The following is a 19291-nucleotide window of genomic DNA, read 5'->3' as shown; positions in this document are numbered from 1 at the left end:
TGGCCCGGCACGAGAACGAACAGTGTTGGTACAGAATCGTTCCGGTTCTGCCGAGTTCAGTTGGAAACTAGAAAGTGGCGGCCGCCGCGGTGGAATCGGTGGACCGGACCTCGGTGGGGTAACGGCCTGGATCCGCGCCACCTGTGGTGCGTTCGCTGTCGATCCAGTCTTCGACCCTGAGCTGGATTGCTTCGGTCCGCAGAACCTCCGGGTCGATGTAGAACGCTGCCATTCCGGCGGCGAGGGCCACTTCAGGGTCGACGGTCGCCAATTCCTCTACTGCGGCGGCGTAGGCGCACTCCTCGGGTGAGGGCGGGGTGAAGTTTGTGCATTCGGAGCCTTCGAACATCGAGTCGACTGCCGCGGACATCGAGAACGCGGCGTCGATTACTCTCGCCAGATCGCCTTGTACGTCGTGTGCCAGAGCGTCGAGCGACGATCCCGTGTCGAGCGCGGCTTTGAGGAGACGTCCCCCGGATGCCGCCAGGGTCATGCCCTGACCGTAGATGGGATTGAACGATGCCGACGCGTCACCGACGACGAGCAGCCTGTCCGGAAGGGACTCGTCCTCCCAGCGCCGCCGCAGGTTGCCATCCTGGTGGTAGGTATTGATATCACTTACGGGAACACATCGACGCGCGATCTCGCCGAGCAACGGCGAGCGGGCATCGTCGAGGAAATCGAGGAAGCCTTCTCTTTCTCGCGGCGGGTAGTCCCGCATCATCCCGATCGCGCTCAGGGAATGGACCCCGTTGTCGGCCGGCAAAAGCACACCGCCCCGGTGGTGCCCGGGCTCGGGATGCACTACGAGACCGAGAGCGCCGTCGAGAACTCCTTCCGGGATGCGAACGAACTGCGTCGCGTAACCCATGTAGGCGTTCGCGCGGACTTCGGTGGGTGCGCCGAAGCCGAGGTCTTGCAACCATGCCGGGGACTTGGTGCGTCTGCCCGAGGCGTCGACGACGAAGTCTGCTTCGATCTCGGATCCATCCCTGAGGCGAGTGCCGAGGACGCGCGAACGATCATCCGACAACAGGAATCCGCGCGCAGACCCGTGCCGAATGCTGACGTTGCCGAGTGCCAGGACACGCTCTCGAATGACCAGCTCGAAAAGGGGGCGGCGGAATGCGACGGCATTCGCGCTGTCTACCCGCACCTTCCAACCGGATTCGGACATCATCGGCACCGTGGCGAGTTGATCGAACTCGAGGCACCCGCGTTCGACGAAGTTTTGTCGAATGCCGGGAAGCACTTCTTCCATGCGTTCGAGGCCGAGCGGGAGGATCACGTGAACTTGATTTCCTTGGGGAACACCTGCTCGGGGCTCGGGGCTGCCCGAAAGTTGATCGCGCTCGACCACGGTGACGCGCTCGAAACGGTCGCTTGCGGCGGCGGCGGCCATCAGGCCTGCGACGCTTCCGCCGATCACGACGAGGTGACCATGTGTCATGTCAGTACTCCAATGGTGAGAAGGAATCCGGTGCGATGACGGCGCTGAGCGAGTGGGCGGCTCCGGCTGCGGGAGCCGTCTGCACTTCGCGTCCGTGTACATATGTACATGTACATTCGTACATTATGGGTGTACGTTTGTACACGTGTCAATCGTGTGGATCCAGGGCGAGCCTGGTGGACCTGGAACCGAGCGACGTCCCCAGGCATCGAGGAGTGGTGACGATGAGGAAGGAACCGCGTGTGACGACGCGCCCAGCAGTGAGCAAGCAAGGACAACGCGACCCGGGTCGGCGCGATCGACTGGTTGATGTTGCCGTCGAGGTGATCGCCGAGCGCGGAGTCGCAGGTGCCACGCACCGTGCAGTTGCCGAAGCTGCGGGCGTGCCCCTCGGATCGACAACCTACTACTTCAAATCTCTGGAAGATCTTCACGCCGAAGCGATCACGCGACATGCCGCGAACATTTTCGGCGTCTTCCAGGCTCGGCTCGAGGGCGTCAGAAGTCGCGAACAGTTGCTCGACTCTCTCGTCGATCTCGTCATCGAGGATCTGACCGGAGACAAGCGAGGGCTCGTAGTGACGATCGAGCTGTACGCCCTCGCAACCCGCAAGGCAGCGTTCTTCGACATCGCGGACGACTGGGTCCGAGTCACGCAAGCGCTCTTCGAGCTCCATATGGACGAGGAAGCCGCGCAGGCGGTGAATGCGCTGATCGAGGGCATCGTGATACACAGCGCTCTCTCATCCACACACATCACGAGCCAGCACCTTCGCCGGCAACTGGAGCAACTGGTCCCGAATGCCTCATTTTCACCCAGTCGCGCAACGGTTCCAAGCACGCCCGTGTCAGAACAGCTGGTGGCCGCACGCGCCGCGGCACAAGACCAAGGCTAGAAAATGACGTCATCCACGATCGCACACCATGCATTTGCCGATTCATCCGCGCGCCGGTCCAGAATGAGCGAGAAGCCGCTGACAATCGAATCGGCGCTGAAACTCGAGGTCTTCAGGCGGATACCGTTGACGATATTCGCCGGCGAAACCAACCTGTCGCGATCGATACGATGGGTGCACCCGGTCGAGGTACCTGATATCGCGCGCTTCCTTACCGGTGGAGAAATGTTGCTGACCGCCGGCCTCGGCATCGCCCGAGACCCGGAGCAGCAACGGCGTTTCATCCGCGAGATCTCCGACGCAGGCGCCTCCGTTCTCATTCTCGAACTGAGCGGCCGCGCATACAGTGACATGCCCGACGCTCTCGTCGACGAGGCTGTATCGAGGAACTTCCCCTTGGTGGGTCTGCGAGGCGAGCTTCCATTCGTGGAGGTGTCGGCGCAGGTTCACGAATCGCTGGTCGATGAACGCGTGCTAGAACTCACCACATATGAACGACTGAACGATGTGTTCATGCAGTCGCTGCTCGAAGGTCGCGACCACGTCTCGTTTGCCGAGAAGCTAGCCGCCGAGGTAGATCATCCTGTGGTTCTGGAAGACACCCTTCACCAGGTCGTCGCATACTCCGGCGCCACCGCGAAAGCCGATGTCACACTGACTGATTGGGAACGACACTCGCGAGTCCTCCACGATACTGCGACGAACGCACACGGTGCCGCGCACGCGGCGGGGGAGCCATCCGAATGCACGCGACGGGCGGTCATCCTGCGTGGCGAACGGTGGGGATGGTTGCACATACTCCACGGCACCGAACCGCTCGACCGGGCTGACCTCTACGCTCTCGATCGTGCGGCGGATGCGGTCGCCATCACTCTCCTGGGTGCCCGCGAGAGCGGCGCGAAGGCGGCTCAGCGACAGAATGCCCTGGTCAATCGGCTGCTCCTGGGCGACATCTCGGGCGAAGCTTTCGTCACCCGTGCCCTCCGAATCGGCCGCGATCTGCGAGAACGATCACTGGTCGTGGTCTTCGTCAGCAAACGGTCGTCGATCGCCTCGCCGCTCGACGAGGCATTGGAGGAGTTGTGCCGCACACTGCACGTCCCCTCCGTGGTCGCCGACATCGGCGATCACACACTGGCAATCATCGGCCTGTCGCGTCAGTGCCCCGAAGAAACCTTGGTGGAGAAGCTGTCCACGCTCCGGGTGCGAGCGGGCGTCAGTAGGCAGGTGGCGGCAAGTCAGGTCCCGCAAGCGGTGGAACAGGCGCGCAGCGCAGCCTCCGTCGCGGCTGCGCGAAACGACGAACGAGTGCTGCGGTTCGACGAACTCGGCGTGCTTCGGCTCCTGGTTTCCCTGGCCCAGGGCCCAGAACTGGCCCGCTACGTTGAGGACGAACTCGGTCCCGTCCTCAAGCACGACGCGAATTCCGCCAGTCCGTTGCTCCCGACTCTACGTGCGTTCCTGACTTACGACGGGAACAAGACCCATGCGGCCGAAGCGCTGTTCGTGCAGCGACGCACGATGTACTACCGAATCGATCGACTGAACCAGTTGCTGAAAAGAAAACTCGACGATCCCGACGTACGTCAGGCACTGATCTTCGCGGTCCGCGGGCACGATCTCATGCACAAGTGCTGAATTGAACGAATTGCGCAACTTCTGGGCGAGAACTGCACACGCTAGGTAGCGCGGTAAGGGCGGGCCGGCCGTAAAGTGAGAATGCGCGAACGGTAGCGCTTCGTATCGCCGGGCCGTACTCGGCAGACCGATCACGATCGGTGCAGTACCCGAACTTCTGCCTCCCGCTCGAATCCCCATAATGGATGGAAAACAACTGTGTCTGAAAATGTTTCACGAAATCCGAAGATTCCCACCGTGCGCTCGGTCGATCACGTCGCCTACACCGTGCCCGATCTCGATGCCGCGGTCGCCTTCTTCGTCGACCACTTCGCCGGCGAGTGCATCTTCTTCGACGGCCCCTTTTCCGACAGCGAGGACGGCATGGCTCGCCGCCTCAACGTCCACCCCGACGCCAAGTGCCGTCTCGCGATGGTCCGCCTCGGGCTGACCACCAACATCGAGTTGTTCGAGTACTCGGCGCCCGACCAAACCACCCAGCCTCCCCGCAACAGTGACATCGGCGGCCATCACCTCGCCCTCTACGTCGACGACATCGACGAAGGCTACGACTACGTCCGCTCGATTCCGGGCGTGGTCGTCATGGCAGGCCCGAACGGTGTCGCGCCGGACTCCCCCGTTGCCGGACAGCGGTGGTTCTACTTCCTCACACCGTGGGGCATGCACATGGAACTCACCTCGTGCCCCGGTGGTTCGTTCTACGCGGGACTTCCGGGTGAGCGGATGGCGCCGCCGAGCGACCGCTGGCTCTGACAAACCGACCCTGGATCCGACACGTTCGGATCCAGGGTCGAATACTGCTTTGACACAGCAGATCCAACGGTAGGGGCACCCGACAACGACCGCCCGCGGCCATCGACTGTCATTCGTCGACGGCCGCGGGCGGCCTCCGTTTACGCCTTCTGGATCGGCCTCAGGCGGTCAGTGCACCGGAGTGACCCAACCGGAGGGCCAGGGCGGCCACAGTGATCGCCGGGTTGACCGCAGCCGACGACGGGAAGGGGGAGCTGTCCGCGATCCACAGATTGTCGAGATCGTGCGCCTTGAGATCCGCGTCGAGAACACTCGTCGCAGGGTCGTCACCCATGCGGGCGGTACCGCACTGATGGGAGGTCGCCTCGACACCGAGACCTTCGTGCAAGGTGATCGGGAACCCGGCGCGGTGGACGAGTTTCTTCATCCGCCTGATCAGTTCTCGATGTGAGGACATGTTGGTGGCTGTGCGCCTCACCGTGATGTCTCCGTTCGAGTTGAGCGCGATCCGGTTTTCCGGTAGCGGGAGGTCTTCGGTTTGCAGAAACAGGTCGAGGGTGTGCCGGGTGACCCCCTCGAGGATCGGGGTGGGGATGAGTGGGCGTGCGCGCTTTGCCATCTCGCCGCGCAGCTTGCCCAGACCCTGCACGTTCCCGAGCGGATACCGGTTGTCGGCACCGGCCGTGTACCAGTCGTTGATACCGATGGTCTTCTGATAAACGGCGTCGTTCGTGCGACGGGGGTCGATCGCCAGGAAGAACGTCGTCACGTGCGCCATGTAGTTCCGCCCGACCTGGTCGGAGGAATTCGCCAGCCCGTTGGGGTGTGTGGACGACGACGAGCGCAGCAGCAGTGCGGCCGTGTTCGCGGCACCGGCGGCGACCACGAACCGTTGTGCCTGCACGGTGATCGTGCTGCCGTTGTGTCGCACCTGGGCGCCGGTGACCTGACGACCGGTGCGGTCCGTGTTCAGGCGGGTCACCTCGGCATTGGTGAGGAGTTTGACCATGGCTGATTTGAGAGCTGGCCGCACCGCGGAGACGTCGGCGTCGCCTTTCGCGTCGATCATGCAGGGGAAGGCGTCGCACGTCGGACACAGCACGCAGGCGCCGCCGGGGCGGACGTCGAGGGACTGTGGTGCGGCGAATGGGTGGAGGCCTTGTCGGCGCGCGCCGTCCGCCAGCCGGGCCATGGCTCCTTCGTGGGCGATGCCGGGGAAGGGGTAGTCGGTCGAGCGCCACGGGTCGGTGGGATCTTCGCCCTTGTTGCCGTGCACCCAGAACATGTGCTCGGCCTCACCGTAGTGGGATTCGAGGTCTGCGTAGGAAATCGGCCAGGCTGGGGAGATACCGTCGGGGTGTTCGACCTCGCCGAAGTCGTGCTCCCGGAATCGGGGCAGCGTGGCACCATAGAGTTTGGTGCTGCCTCCCACGTAGTGGTAATTCCCAGGAATGAAGCTTTTCTTGGCGATTTCGTCGTACCAGGGTGCGGAATTCTTGTAGCGCCCCTCGGCAACTACCGCCTTGATCGACCAGTTCTCGCGCTCACGGGGCAGGAAGTCGCCCTGTTCGATGATGAGCACGCGCGCCCCGGACTCACGCAGGGCGTAGGCCAGGGTGCCGCCGCCCATGCCGGAGCCGATGATGGCGACATCGCAATCGACCACCTGGGGTGGATTGGTGATGACCGAAGGTTGGTCAGGGGCGAAAAGGTCGGGCATGGGAGCTGCTCCTGGTTGTCGGCGCCACCTGCGCGGCGCCAGCTCGTGTACTTCTTCGACGGTAGATCTGTTTCGGGGGCAATACGAGCGGCGTTGCGTGCACGCTCGAGGTAACTGATTGCCCACACTGTGCAGTGACGTCGGATCGATGTCAGATGGGGCCGGGGACTCGATGCTTGCTGTCGGCACGGTCGGCGACGGTCGCGTACCCGTCGATGGGATCGACACTTCGCGTCAAGTTTTGCGGATCGAGGATCTTGTCCAATTGATCCTGCGTGAGCAGTTCACGTTCGAGGACGAGCGAGACGACCGTGCGGCCGCTCGCAAGTGCGTCCGCGGCGATGGTCGTGGCCTCGGTGTACCCGATATACGGGTTGAGTGCGGTCACGACTCCAATCGAGGCAGCCACCATCTGCTGCAGGTGTTCGGTATTCGCGTCGATACCGACGACGCAGCGCTGCGCGAGCGTTCTGCAACCCCGGGTCAGCAGTTCGATCGACTCGAAGAGGCTGTGCGCGATGATCGGCTCGAACGCGTTGAGCTGAAGCTGCCCGCCCTCGGCCGCCATCGTTACGGTCAGATCGTTTCCGATGACACGAAATGCGATCTGATTGACTACTTCCGGGATCACGGGGTTGACCTTGCCGGGCATGATCGACGAACCCGCCTGCACGGGCGGAAGCGTGATCTCCCCCAGTCCCGCACGCGGTCCCGAGGACAAAAGACGCAGATCATTGCAGACCTTCGACAGCTTCACCGCGGTGCGCTTGAGCACCCCGGACAGCTGAACAAACGCCCCGACGTCCTGGGTCGCTTCGATCAGATCCGACGCGGTGATCAAGGACAACCCCGTGATAGCGGCGAGATGCGCGCGGACGCGCCATGCGTACTCGGGGTGGGCATTGAGCCCCGTGCCGATGGCTGTGCCACCAAGGTTGATCTCCGAGATCAGGGCCGCCGACTCGGCGAGCCGCTCCGCGTCCTCGTCCAGCATGAGCGCGTACGTTCCGAACTCCTGCCCGAGGGTCATCGGCACCGCATCCTGTAACTGGGTACGACCGACCTTGAGGACATCGACGAACTCGGCGGCCTTGCCCGCGAATGCGGTGGCCAACTCCCCCATGGCTTGACGTAGATGCACCAACGCCGTCTGGAGACCGATCTTGACTGCAGTGGGGTAGACATCGTTCGTACTCTGGCCGAGGTTGACCTGCTCGAGCGGATGAAGGAACTCGTAGTCCCCCTTTGCATGCCCCAGCAACTCGAGGGCGCGGTTGGCCACGACCTCGTTCGCGTTCATGTTGGTCGATGTGCCGGCCCCACCCTGGATGACGTCGACGACGAAGTGGTCGTGCAGGGCACCCGAGCGGATCTCCTCGCACGCCCTCGTGATCGCCCCCGCCTCGCGCAGTCCGATCAATCCGAGGTTGGCGTTCGCTTGCGCCGCAGCCTGCTTGACCGCGGCAAGCGCCGACACCAGATCCGGATGCGCGGAGATCGGAACACCAGTAATCGGGAAGTTCTCGATGGCCCGCAGCGTATGCACGCCGTAGTACGCGCCCGCCGGAACCTCGCGGTCACCGAGGAGATCGTGCTCGATCCGGGTCATTGTTCGGTCACGGCGCGGGTGGGAATCTCTCCCCAGAGCAGGTCGGCGCCACCGAACTTCGCGGCCCGCAGATCACCCGACCTGGCATGGCCTTCGAACTTCTCGAGCCGTGACAGACGTCCGCAGATCTCGCCGAGCTGGGCGCTGGCAGCAGGATCACGCACCTCCTGGTAGGTGAGGGTCTTGAGGAACTTACCCACCCACAGACCACCGGTGTATCGCGCCGCCCCCAATGTCGGAAGCACATGGTTAGTGCCGATCACCTTGTCCCCATAGGGAACACAGGTTCCCTCACCGAGGAACAACGCCCCATAGTTCCGCATCGATTCGAGCGCCTGCCGCGGCTCCTCGGTGAGGATCTGCACGTGCTCGGACGCGAACCGATCCGCCAGCGCATACGCCTCGGTGAGGGTGTCCGTGACGTGGATCTGGCCGTAATCACGCCACGCCGGTCCGGCGATGGCGTTGGTCTGCAACCCGGGAAGCAGCGCATCGATGTGATCGAGCACCGCACGGCCGACTGCCTCGGAGGTGGTGATCAGGACACACGGTGAGTCTGGCCCATGTTCGGCTTGACTGAGCAGGTCGACCGCGACGGTAAAGGGATCGGCATAATCGTCGGCGACGATCAGGGTCTCCGTGGGGCCCGCGAACAGGTCGATTCCGACTTCACCGAAGAGCTGACGCTTCGCTTCGGCGACATATGCGTTGCCAGGCCCGGTCAGGATGCTGACCGGCGCGATGGTCTCTGTTCCCAGTGCCAGCGCAGCGATGGCCTGCACTCCACCGAGCACCAGAATTTCGTCCGCTCCGGCGAGGTGCATCGCCGCGACACTGATCTGCGGCGGAAGTCCCTCGTTGGGAGGAGTAGTCGCGGCCACCCGCTCGACACCAGCCACCTTGGCCGTCAGCACCGTCATGTGCGCCGAGGCCGTCAGCGGGTACCGGCCGCCGGGAACGTAGGCGCCCGAGGCGTCGATTGGAATGTTGCGCTGTCCCAGGAAAACTCCCGGCAGGGTCTCGGTCTCGAAGTCCTGGATCGAGTCCTTCTGCGCTTGAGCGAATCCGCGAATCTGACGCTGCGCGAATCGAAGATCGTCCAGTGTCGACTCCGGAATGGATGACACGATGGAGCGCACCTCGTCCTCGCTCAGGCGGAACGACTTCGGGGACCACCCGTCGAACTGCTGCGAGTACTTCCTGACCGCATCGTCGCCGTTGGTGCGCACGTCGGCGATGACCGATGCGACAGTATCGACCACAGCCGGGTTGCTCGTACGCTGCGTCGGCTCACCAGCGGCGGGCTTGAGAACAAACGACATGATGGCTAGCTCCTTCAAGCTTCACGGAAAGCACCTGTTCGCTGTCGACGTGCCCTGCCTGCGGAGTAAAGAGCTCTCTCGGGTGGGACTCGTCTTGTAGCTGTAGACCAGAGTGCCGCCCCGCTCGGACGTCCGTAAGACGCACTATGCGCACCATTCTCCACATCTTGTGCACGATTCGAGTAAAATGACGAGTCGCGTCCGTCGAACTTCCAGGTGAGATCGCGGACAGTTCGGTGACACTGCGCACCCGAAAGAGAAACGGATGGCTCCTGCTTGTAGTTACGTCGGTATTTCGGGGTTCGAGTGCTGAGTGCGAGTGCCTCCGGCCGAACGATGTTCTGCGACTATCGGCGACTACTTCGCGGTCAAAGACGGAGGCGTTAACTGATCCGGGACACGGTGTTGTTCCGGTATCAGTGGGAGGAGACGGGGAACTGTACCGAGCTCTTGTCGCGTAGGTGGGGCACGATGAGTTCGGTGATGATGCGCTGGTGTTCGGGCGAGGTCATGTACGCGGTGAGGGCATCGTGGTCGGTGAAGACCGCGGAGACCGCGTAGTCGGCGTTTCCCGGACGAATCCGCAGGTCGGGTCCGTGCTGGTAGGACTCGATGCCGGCGGTCGCCGCCGACAGAGCGTCGAGGGACTCGGCGAGCGCCGTCAGTGTCGCGGTGGGCAGGTCCGGCATGAAGGTGAAGATGACGACGTGGCCGATGGCCATGATGGGGCTCCTTGGGCGGTGTTCTGGGCAGAGTTGGTGGTGGTGAAAGCGGTTCGTCGGTCGAGTTCGGAGGTTCCGCCCCAGACCCCGTATCCTTCGCGGGCCGAGAGCGCATACTCTCGGTATTGGTCGAGCACCGGGCAGCGCAGACAGATGCGTTTCGCCTCCCGTTCGCGTCGCACTCGGGGCCCTTTCGGCTCGTCCTCGGGGGCGAAGAACAGGTAGGGGTCCATCGATCGGCAGAGGGCGTGCAGACGCCACGCCCACGTGTCATGTGCCGGTCGGACGGGATTCGCTGCGCAGGTCATCAGTATCTCTCAGGTCGTACAACAGCAACGAGCGGGTGACGGGCACGGTCCGGGGCGTCGACCACCGACGCCCCGGACCGTGCCCCCTTGGTCCGTGCCTGCGGGTGAAGAGGCGCTCCGGTCGTGGCACGGACCCGTTCCTAGCGGGTTGAGTGCGTGTATCGCGCGCATTCCAACCCGATCACCCTGTGGTGGAATGTGTTCCGGTCATGAGGGCGGCGAGGTCGTCGGGTTCGAGGAACGACGGCGGGGGCGGCGGTCCCCAGGCGTAGAGGCCTTGGAGTCCGTGCAGCACTTCCGGGGACCAGAGTTCGTCTTCGGGGACGGTGTCCATGTCGGAGTAGTACTCGGAGAAGTTCCCGGCGGGGTCCTTGAGGTACCAGAAGAAGTTCGCGCCGGCGTGGTGGCGGCCGAGTCCCCAGATGTGGCGTTCGGGGTTGTTCTCGAGCATGGTGTGGGCGCCGCGCCCGACCTCGTCGATGTCGTCGACCTGCCAGCTGGTGTGGTGCATGAAGTTCACCGGTGCGGCCATGACGAGGACGTTGTGGTGCTCGACGGAGCAGCGCAGGAACGCGGCCTTGTCGCCCATGTAGTCGCTGACCTTGAAGCCGAGGCCGTCGGTGAAGAACTTCATGTGGTCTCGAGGTCGGTGGACCCGAGCACCGCGTGTCCGAGTTTGCGGGGGCGTACCGGGTCGGTGCGGGTGAGGAACGGGGCCCGCCCCCACCGGTCGATCCGGCCCGGGCCGTTGTACGGCGTCGGCGACACCGCGGGCTCGATGACGATCCGGGGTCGCACCGCGACGTGCACCAGGGTGCCGGTGATCGGTTCGACGGCGCTGACGGAGGTGTCGTCGTGCTGGATCGCGGTACCGAGCTTGGTCAGCCGTGCTGTGGTGGCGGTGATGTCGTCGGGGTCGTCGGCGGCGACGGTCAGCTCGACCAGTCGCCGGGTGGGCGCGTGCACGATGTGGAGTTGTTCGCCGCCGTTGCGGGTGGCGAATACCCCGTGTCCGTGGTGTTCGAGTCCGAAGTCGGTGTAGTAGGCGATGGTGTCGTCGACGTTGGGGACGCCGATGGTGACCTTGCCCAGTCCGTGTAGTGCCATGACGTGGTGTCCTTACTGCGCGTCGGGTTCGGCGACGAATCTCTGGTGCAGCTGACCGATGCCGTCGATCCAGCTGTCGAGTGTGTCGCCGGGCTGCAGGAACCGTTGCGGGTTGCGGCCGACACCGACACCGGCGGGGTGCCGGTGAAGATCACGTCACCGGGGTAGAGGGTGACGGTGTGGGAGAGGGTGGCGATGAGCGTGGAGACGGGGAAGATCAGGTCGCGGGTGCGGCCTTTCTGCACTTGTTCGCCGTCGATGGTGCAGCCGAGTTCGAGGTCGTCGGGGTCGGCGAACTCGTCCGGGGTGACCAGCCACGGTCCTTGCGGGGAGAACCCGGCGTAGGATTTGCCGAGACCGAATTGCGGTGCGGGACCACGGGTCTGGGTGATGCGTTCGGAGATGTCCTGTCCGGCGGTGAGTCCGGCGACGTGGGACCAGGCGTCGGCGGCGTCGATGTTGCCGGCTTCGCGGCCGATGACGGCGACGAGTTCGACCTCCCAGTCGACGTTGCCGCCGGTGGGGATGATCACGTCGGTGTCGGGGCCGGTGAAGCTGGAGGCGTATTTGGTGAAGACCGGTGGCAGGTGGGTGGGGGATTCGAAGCCGGATTCGGCGGCGTGGGCGTGGTAGTTCAGGCCGACGGCGAACACCTGCCGGGGAGCCGGCGACGGTGCACCCAACCGGGTGCGGTCGATCGGGAAGCTGTCGTCGGCCAGAGCCGAGAGGTCCTGGACTGCGGCCCATTCGGTGACGTCGTCCCAGGCTTCGTAGAGAGCCTGCAGGCTCGGGCCGAACCGGCCGCGGGAGGCGTGGGCGATGTCGACGGCCCGCTCCGCGCCGGTTTCCCCGATCACGAGGGCGGCTTGACCATCGATGTTGGCGATACGCATGAAACTGATCTCCTACAGAAGGGTGTGAATAGTGCTGAGCGGAACATCTTTTGGCCACAGCAATTGGTGGACGAGGGATTGCTCCGCGTGCTCAGATCAGCGGTGTGATCCGTTCCTCGACACCGAGAAGCGCTTTCCCGTACGACTCGAACGCCACCGCCGGGGCGACGACGGCATGGCGGGCGGCGGTGGAGGAGTCCCGCCAAATCCGCTGGAGGGGATTGACGTCGGCGAAACTGCCGGCACCGTGCGCACTGAGCAGGATGTTGATGGCCTTGACGATGCTCTCGGCGACGAGGCCGGTATCGGCGCGCAGCCGGGCGCGTTGCGTGAAGTCCGGGTAGGTGCCGGTTGCTGCCGCGGTGTCGATGTCGTCCGCCGCCCGGTACGCGTGCAAATGGGCGGTGTCGATCAACATCGCGGCCTCGGCGACTTGCAACTGAAAGGCGACAGAGTCGGACTGCGCAGTGAAGTAGGTGTAGGCGATCGGCTTGTTCGCCTTGGCCTGCACGAGCTGCAGGGCGGCTCGCCCCAAACCGAGCTGGGGCCCGACCAGGACGAGCGCGAGAATCGGGACGAATGCGGAACGGTAGAAGGGCTCGTCGGCCAGATTCTCCGACGGGTACGTTCCCTCGATCGCCGGCGGTACCGCCATCACGCGGTGGTCGGGCACGAACACATCCGTCGCCACCAGGCAATTGCTGCCGGAGGATTTCATGCCTGCGACGAACCACGTGTCCTCGAGCTGCATCTCGCTCGTCGGGATGAGAGCGAGCCCCTGATCGATGACCTCACCGGCGTCGTTGGTGATCGGGATCCCCAGGACCGCCCAGGTGGCATGCCAGGATCCCGAGTTGTAGTACCAGCGGCCGGTGACCCGGTAGCCACCGTCGACCCGGGTGGTCTCCGACGTCGGTGTCAGAACACCGGACACCTTCGCGTCCGGGTCCGCGCCGAACACCTCGTCCTGAGCGCGGGTCGGGAACAACCCGGTCAGCCAGGCACACACGTTGGTCAGCGTCAGCACCCACGCGGTGCCCCCGTCGGACTCGGCAACCGCGGCGGAGACATCGAGCATGGTGCGCATCGAGGTCTCATAACCGCCGTACCGCTTCGGTACCGCGAGCTTGAACAGCCCGGCATCGGTCATCGCCTGGATCGATTCCTCGACGACGCGGCGGTTGCGCTCACCCTCGGCGGCGTTCTTCGTCAAGATGGGCGCGATCTCGCGGACACGGCCGACGAGGTCGGTGGCGGTGGGGACAGATGCGCTGGAGCTAGCGCGTTCGGTGACGGTTGTCATGATGGAACCTTTCAGAAAATGGGGTGGATGCAGGCAGGAAGGGCTGATTCAGCTCGACGCGCAGGCGGCAATCTGGTCGATGATGGGTCGGCGGGGACGTTCGGCGTAGCGGGAATGGGTGCCGAAGGTGCGGTGCGCGTACACCAGCGGAGGCAACTCCGCCTTACTGACCTTGGTGACCAGGCCGAACAGCAGCAGATGGTCACCACCCTCGACGGTGTCGTACAACTCGCAGGCGACCCAGCCGGCGGCGCCGTCGATGCGTGGCAGGCCGGTGTCGTGATGCCAGGGGGCGCTGTTGAATCGCTCGGCGCCGGCACCGCGGCTGGCGAACACCATCGCAAGATCGTCCTGTCCGTGCCCGAGCAGGTTGATCCCGAAGCGGCCACTGGATCGGATGCGCTGCAATAGCGCGGATCGACGATCGAAGGCGACCGTGATCAGCGGCGGGTCCTGCGACAGCGCGGCGAACGAGCTGGCAGTAGCTCCATGAGGGCCGTCGTCGTCGGCAGTCGTCACGATCGTCACCGGTGCGCAGACCCGGGACATCAGATCCCGGAAGTTCTTCGGGTCGATGCCAGCGGCGGATGCGGTCGGCTCACGGCCAGGTGCGGTAGTCATGTGAGTGCTCCTCGGTGGGGTGGCTCGCAACACCACGCAAGAAGGTCTGTTGCGTAGGTCACTCTGTCGTGCTAAATCCGACGGTAGAGGTGTGTGCGGCGGGCGGAAATCCCCTTTCGGAGAGGGCCTGGCCGCTTTGCGAACCCACACCCAGGTGCCGACGCGGACGCCTTCGGAACCCGGCGCCGAGGGTGCTCGAACAGTGAGAAAAGGACGTAATGCGTGTGATCGATCCTCAGGACCCACCGGACACGGCGCAGGTCTTCCCGGTCGAGCTGCCGGGCGGCACGGTGTACCGATCGGACGATCTCGACGTCTACCGGGCCGGCGTCAACAGTGTTTTCTACCCCGCTCGCCTCGACCTGGTCAGGCCGCATACACACCTGACGCACGCCCGGCTCTCCGCCGTGCGACTGAGCCACCTCACCCTGGGAATCGTGCACTTCGGCGCCGAGGTACTCATCGACCCCGGCGATGTGGGCGGCTACCACATCAACATCCCCCTGTCCGGGGCAGTGGATTCCCGATGCGGTGCGCAGCAGACCATCGCTACCCCAGGACATGCCGCCGTCTTCACCCCGAACGAGCACACCATCCTGCCCTCGTGGAGCGCAGACGCCACCCAGATCTGCATCAAGATCGACCGCGGAACACTCGAAACCGAACTCACCCACATCCTGGGGCGGCCCCTCGATCGGCGAGTGAAGTTCGACATCGGTCTCGACCTGACCACACCACCGGGACGCCGGTGGTGGTCGACACTGCAGATTCTCGTCGACACCATCAACGACCCCGGCCCGATCCCCCGTCGGGTCCTCGCCGCCCAGGTCGACCTCCTCGAACGCGCCCTCATCACCGGGCTGCTGCTCAACCACAGCCACTCCCTGACCGAAGCACTCCACGCCGACGACACCCCGGAGAATCCGAGGGCATTGCAGAAGGTCGTCGAACTGATCGAGAGCACCCCCGGCGCCCAGCACACCATCACCGACCTGGCTCGCGTATCCGGTGTGGGCGCACGCCAATTACAAAAACTCTTCCGGGACCGATACGACATGAGCCCCTCGGTGTACGTGCGCAGTGTCCGCCTCGAACGCGTGCGGTCCGACCTTCTGACCGCCACCGACGACACGGCCACCGTCAGCGACATCGCCTACCGATGGGGTTTCAACCACCTCGGCCGGTTCGCCCGGTTCTACCAGCAAAAGTTCGGCGAACCGCCCTCCCACACACTGCGCCGATGAACACCACGCGGATTTCCAGTCGGAACTCAGGGAATCCCTCAGTTTCGAGCGAAATTGCGGACAAGCCCTGTCATCTTCCGACTTGAATGGCGTGGCGGCTTCGTGCTCGAACTGACGGGTTCGATGGATCGCATCAGTCGCCAACCATGTTGCGCGGCAACGAATCCGGAAATTGCGCCGAGGGTCATCGCACAGCTTCCCGGTCGGTGGGGTCGGTGGCCGACACGGCCGGTGTCGGGTTCACGTCGTCCCTTCGCAGTGGTACGAGTGCGGCCAGTGCTGCGCCCACGACGGCCGGGGCGGCGAAGGCCAGCAGCTGCCAGGTGGTGCCCGCTCCGACGGCGACGAAGAAGCCGCCGTACGTCGGTCCGATGATCGCCCCGATGCGTCCGACTCCGAGTGCCATTCCGATGCCGGTCGTCCGGCATGCCGCGGGGTAGTGACCGCCGATGAACGTGTTGAGCAGGATCTGGGTTCCGGTGGTGCCGACGCCGGCGAGCAGCACCAGCAGGTAGACGACGGCGATGGGCGGACCGGTGGCGATCAGGATCAGTGAGACTGCGGCGCAGAGGAATCCGAGTGCGGTGACGGGTTTGATCCCGTACCGGTCGGCGAGTGCGGCGCCGCCGAGGGCTCCGACTGCGCCGCCGACGTTCAGGGTCAGCAGGAAGGACAGCGCGGCCCCCAGTGGATATCCGGCCGACTTCATCAGGGCGGGCAGCCACGTCGCGACACCGAAGAGCACCAGCAGACACACGAGGGTCATGCCCCAGAACAACAGTGTCGCGGTCGTCCGTTCGCTGCCGAACAGTGCACGCAGTCGGCGTTCGGAGTGCGGACCGGTCGAGGTGGCGGGCTCGGGTTCGAGCCCGTACCGGGCGGCGATCGCCGTGGCCGCGGTGGTGCGGCCGCGGGCGGTCAGGTATGCGGGCGATTCGGGGAGATACCGGAGCATCAGGGGCAGGAACAGCAGTGCCGGAACCAGCCCGGCCACGAACATCGCCCGGAAACCGAACGTGGGCACGAGCCACAGCGACAGCACACCGGCCAGAATTCCGCCGATGCTGGTGCCGACGAATCCCATCGCGACCGAGCGTGCCCGGGTTCGACTGTGGGAGAACTCGATCAAGGTGGAGGCAGCGGTCGGCATGAGGACGCCGGCGCCGACTCCGACCGCCATCCGGCCGACACCGAATACCGCCGGGGTGGGCGCGAGTGCGCAGACACCCATCGCGGCGGAGAACACCAGGACCGCGGCGAGGAGGGTGCGGCGGCGGCCCCAGCGGTCGGCGACGCCGGCGGCGACCAGCGCGCCGACGAGCATTCCCACGCCGGTGAGGGAGCCGAGCATGCCGACGTCGGTGGCGTCGAGTTGCCAGGGCGCGTACGCGAGGAGGGAGGGAACGACGGTGCCGTACATCAGCAGGTCGTACCCCTCGAGGACCAGCGCCATCAGGCAGAGACCGATGACGGGGGCGGTGGTGGGGCGGGCAGTCATGTGTACTCCGCTCGACCGGGCGCCCGACGACCGCGGCGCGGTATCGGGTGCCCGGATGTAAAGGGGGTCAGGAGAATCGGTCGGACAGCCAGGCGCCGATGTCGGCCGCGGCGAGGGCTGCCCCGGTGGGTGCGCCCTCGGCGATGGGTCCGCCGAAGTGGGTGCCGGCGACCCGGACGTGGGTCTTGTCCGCCGACCCGAGGGCATCGCACATGGTTTTGGCGTCGTCGGGGAAGCAGGCCTGGTCGGCGGTGAGTTCGACGAACAGGGCGGGGGCGGTCACGGCGGGCGCGCAGCGCAGGAAGTCGGCGTTGGTGCTGAGCCCGGACCACGTCGACAGCCAGGCATCGGGGGTGGCGAAGCGGCCGAAGCCGACGAGTCCGTAGTTGGTCAGGTCCGGCCGCCGACCGAACAGTGACCCGTAGGGGCGCTCGTTGGGGCTCAGGGACAGGTCGGTGAACCGCAGGTCCGCGTCGGTGCGGTAGACGGTGAGGACGCGGGGCACGAGCGCGGCGCGTCGGTCGGCCGGTTCGGCGGTGCCCCTGTACCGGCGACGCGCGTCGGCGGCCTCGTCGACACGCTGCCGGGCGATCTCGTCGAGGCGGGCGACGCGGTCGTGCTGCGCTGCCCGGTAGCGGGTGACGAACTCGGGTGCATACGCCGAACTGTGTGGGGGTTCGGCGAATCCGTTGGCCGGATCGAACGGATTCAGCTCGGGATCGGCCGTCAACGGATCGGATTCGTCGACGACGGACGGGTCGATCAATCGGAGCAGCAGGGCGCCCTGCCCGGGGTGCGGGGCCATGAACACCGCGCCGTCGGGCAGCGGCATCTGTGCCCCGGCCAGATCGATCGGTCGTCCGGCGGGAGTGTGGGCCAACCGCTCCGCCCCGGGCAGACCGGCCTGCTGGTGATAGAACGCGAACAAGGTGCCGCCGCCCGAGTGCCCCAGGGTGACGACGTGCTCGAAACTCTTCTCGCGCAAGAAGACCTGACCGGCCGCCGCATCGAGCAGAGCCTGCTCGTGCACCAGGGCGACGTCGTTGTTGACCGAGCGGGTGCCCTGCGTCCACACCGCGTAACCGCGGGCGAGCAGTTCGGGCACCAGCACGTGGTGCGTCAGGTCCTGGCGGGGGTGCATGAGTGCGACGACGGTACGGGCGCCGGGGACGACCCGCAGCACACCGGTGATTTTCGCCCCGTCCGCGGTCGCGAGTTCGTGCACCGACGTGACGGTGCTGTCCGGCGCCTGCGCGGCGTCGATGTACCGGCCGGCGCCGAGCCGCCGGGTGTCCGCGCTCATCGCGGCTCGATCCGCATGGCGTCCTTGTCCCACTGGGTGATCCGGGACTGCGCCAGTCCGGCGACGCTGCTGTACCAGACGGCGTGACGGCAGCCGGTGGTCCGCCGGTCGATGACGATGTCGGAGTCGGACACGATCCGGAAGTAGGGTCCGACGTGGTCGACGGTGACCGCCGGATCACGGCCCGCGACCTCCGCGACCGCAGTGTTCTCGGGGACGTCGAGGACGAACAGGGTGGTCATCGGGTCGCCATCTCCTTCGATTCCTGTTGCTGTTGCCAGGCGGCGGCGCGTTCGGTGATCAGTTCTGCCTTGCGGGTCAGCAGGGCGTCCATGCTGGGGTCGGGCCCGGTCACCACGTCGACGAGGGCGTCGATGGTGAGGTTGGCGTCGAGGTCTTCCTGCGGGGTGACCGGGCGCAGCGCCCGGGTGATCTCGATCATGTAGCCGTTGGGGTCGTGGGTGTAGATCGACTCGATCGTCTCGTGCTGGATCTGCATCTCCACCGGCCACGCGCTGCCGTCGAGGCGGTGGCGGTATTCCATCAGGTCGTCCTCGCTGTCGACGTGGATGGCGAGGTGCCGGGAGCGGATGAAGAAGATCGGGACGTCCTCGGCGAAGCGGGAGTACGAGTCACCCTGCGGTCCGCCGTCGAAGGGTTCGAGACCGAAGTAGTAGAAGAAGGCCAGCCGGTCGTCGTTGCCGATGTCGAAGAAGAAGTGGATGAAGTCGGGGTGCTTCTCCGGTCCCCACCCGGCCGCGCAGATCGAGTGGACGACCGGGAACCCGAGCACGTCGCGGTAGAACTTGACGGTGCCGGCCGGATCGAAGGTCGGATAGGCGACGTGATCGACGCCTTTGACGGTGTGCTGCAGTTCGGACATGGTGAACTCCAAGGGGTTCGG

The 19291-nt window shown here is 65.2% G+C and carries 16 protein-coding genes and 2 pseudogenes; 4 read left to right on the top strand and 14 right to left on the bottom strand.

Going from position 1 to position 19291, the window contains the following annotated elements; translation table 11 throughout:
• Positions 1 to 67: 67 nt before the first annotated feature.
• Positions 68 to 1450 (bottom strand): NAD(P)/FAD-dependent oxidoreductase, encoded by a 1383-nt coding sequence (locus JWS14_RS19510; RefSeq protein WP_206014129.1) that lies wholly within the window; start codon positions 1448 to 1450, stop codon positions 68 to 70.
• 242 nt (positions 1451 to 1692) lie between these two features.
• On the opposite strand from JWS14_RS19510, the gene JWS14_RS19505 reads away from it, so the two are divergent.
• From JWS14_RS19505 to JWS14_RS19495, 3 genes are all read left to right on the top strand, one after another.
• Positions 1693 to 2346 (top strand): TetR/AcrR family transcriptional regulator, encoded by a 654-nt coding sequence (locus tag JWS14_RS19505; RefSeq protein WP_206014128.1) that lies wholly within the window; start codon positions 1693 to 1695, stop codon positions 2344 to 2346.
• Positions 2347 to 2349: 3 nt separating this feature from the next.
• Positions 2350 to 3984, top strand: a complete 1635-nt coding sequence (locus JWS14_RS19500) for a PucR family transcriptional regulator (RefSeq protein WP_338051181.1) — start codon at positions 2350 to 2352, stop codon at positions 3982 to 3984.
• A gap of 237 nt (positions 3985 to 4221) precedes the next feature.
• Positions 4222 to 4737, top strand: a complete 516-nt coding sequence (locus tag JWS14_RS19495) for a VOC family protein (RefSeq protein WP_206014127.1) — start codon at positions 4222 to 4224, stop codon at positions 4735 to 4737.
• A 160-nt stretch (positions 4738 to 4897) separates the two neighbouring features.
• Here JWS14_RS19495 and JWS14_RS19490 read toward each other — a convergent pair whose 3' ends face one another.
• From JWS14_RS19490 to JWS14_RS19450, 9 genes and pseudogenes are all read right to left on the bottom strand, one after another.
• Positions 4898 to 6457 carry a GMC oxidoreductase gene (locus JWS14_RS19490; protein WP_206014126.1) on the bottom strand — a complete coding sequence of 520 codons (1560 nt, stop codon included), beginning with the start codon at positions 6455 to 6457 and terminating at the stop codon, positions 4898 to 4900.
• A 151-nt stretch (positions 6458 to 6608) separates the two neighbouring features.
• Positions 6609 to 8066: an aspartate ammonia-lyase gene (aspA, locus tag JWS14_RS19485; protein WP_206014125.1), complete on the bottom strand. Its 1458-nt coding sequence runs from the start codon at positions 8064 to 8066 to the stop codon at positions 6609 to 6611.
• Positions 8063 to 9388: a histidinol dehydrogenase gene (gene hisD, locus JWS14_RS19480; RefSeq protein WP_072942659.1), complete on the bottom strand. Its 1326-nt coding sequence runs from the start codon at positions 9386 to 9388 to the stop codon at positions 8063 to 8065. Before hisD ends, aspA begins: the two co-directional genes overlap by 4 nt.
• Positions 9389 to 9804: 416 nt before the next feature.
• A complete protein-coding gene (locus JWS14_RS19475) occupies positions 9805 to 10110 on the bottom strand; it encodes a Dabb family protein (RefSeq protein ID WP_072942657.1) in 306 nt (101 codons plus the stop codon).
• Positions 10050 to 10418 carry a WhiB family transcriptional regulator gene (locus JWS14_RS19470; RefSeq protein ID WP_206014124.1) on the bottom strand — a complete coding sequence of 123 codons (369 nt, stop codon included), beginning with the start codon at positions 10416 to 10418 and terminating at the stop codon, positions 10050 to 10052. The genes JWS14_RS19475 and JWS14_RS19470 overlap by 61 nt, the downstream gene beginning before the upstream one ends.
• A 181-nt stretch (positions 10419 to 10599) precedes the next feature.
• Positions 10600 to 11525 (bottom strand): annotated as a pseudogene (locus JWS14_RS19465) (VOC family protein).
• 12 nt (positions 11526 to 11537) lie between these two features.
• Positions 11538 to 12418, bottom strand: a pseudogene (locus JWS14_RS19460) (fumarylacetoacetate hydrolase family protein).
• Between the two features lie 91 nt (positions 12419 to 12509).
• Positions 12510 to 13721 carry an acyl-CoA dehydrogenase family protein gene (locus JWS14_RS19455; RefSeq protein ID WP_095865425.1) on the bottom strand — a complete coding sequence of 404 codons (1212 nt, stop codon included), beginning with the start codon at positions 13719 to 13721 and terminating at the stop codon, positions 12510 to 12512.
• A gap of 48 nt (positions 13722 to 13769) precedes the next feature.
• A complete protein-coding gene (locus JWS14_RS19450) occupies positions 13770 to 14342 on the bottom strand; it encodes a flavin reductase family protein (protein ID WP_206014123.1) in 573 nt (190 codons plus the stop codon).
• Between the two features lie 224 nt (positions 14343 to 14566).
• On the opposite strand from JWS14_RS19450, the gene JWS14_RS19445 reads away from it, so the two are divergent.
• The gene (locus JWS14_RS19445) at positions 14567 to 15586 is read left to right on the top strand and encodes an AraC family transcriptional regulator (RefSeq protein WP_241031412.1); all 1020 of its coding nucleotides are present in this window, start codon (positions 14567 to 14569) and stop codon (positions 15584 to 15586) included.
• Positions 15587 to 15770: 184 nt separating this feature from the next.
• On the opposite strand, the gene JWS14_RS19440 is transcribed toward JWS14_RS19445, so the two are convergent.
• The 4 genes from JWS14_RS19440 to JWS14_RS19425 all read right to left on the bottom strand — a co-directional run bounded on the left by JWS14_RS19440 (position 15771) and on the right by JWS14_RS19425 (position 19270).
• Positions 15771 to 17084: an MFS transporter gene (locus tag JWS14_RS19440; protein ID WP_206014121.1), complete on the bottom strand. Its 1314-nt coding sequence runs from the start codon at positions 17082 to 17084 to the stop codon at positions 15771 to 15773.
• Positions 17085 to 17151: 67 nt separating this feature from the next.
• Positions 17152 to 18387, bottom strand: coding sequence for an alpha/beta hydrolase (locus JWS14_RS19435; protein WP_072942638.1), 1236 nt, complete (start codon positions 18385 to 18387; stop codon positions 17152 to 17154).
• Positions 18384 to 18629 (bottom strand): hypothetical protein, encoded by a 246-nt coding sequence (locus JWS14_RS19430; protein ID WP_072942636.1) that lies wholly within the window; start codon positions 18627 to 18629, stop codon positions 18384 to 18386. Before JWS14_RS19430 ends, JWS14_RS19435 begins: the two co-directional genes overlap by 4 nt.
• Positions 18626 to 19270 (bottom strand): VOC family protein, encoded by a 645-nt coding sequence (locus JWS14_RS19425; RefSeq protein ID WP_072942654.1) that lies wholly within the window; start codon positions 19268 to 19270, stop codon positions 18626 to 18628. Before JWS14_RS19425 ends, JWS14_RS19430 begins: the two co-directional genes overlap by 4 nt.
• Between the last annotated feature and the right edge of the window lie 21 nt (positions 19271 to 19291).

Origin of the sequence: Rhodococcus koreensis (assembly GCF_017068375.1) — a bacterium.
GTDB classification, from domain to species: Bacteria; Actinomycetota; Actinomycetes; order Mycobacteriales; family Mycobacteriaceae; genus Rhodococcus_F; species Rhodococcus_F koreensis.
This window is presented reverse-complemented; position numbering and strand designations above follow the sequence as displayed.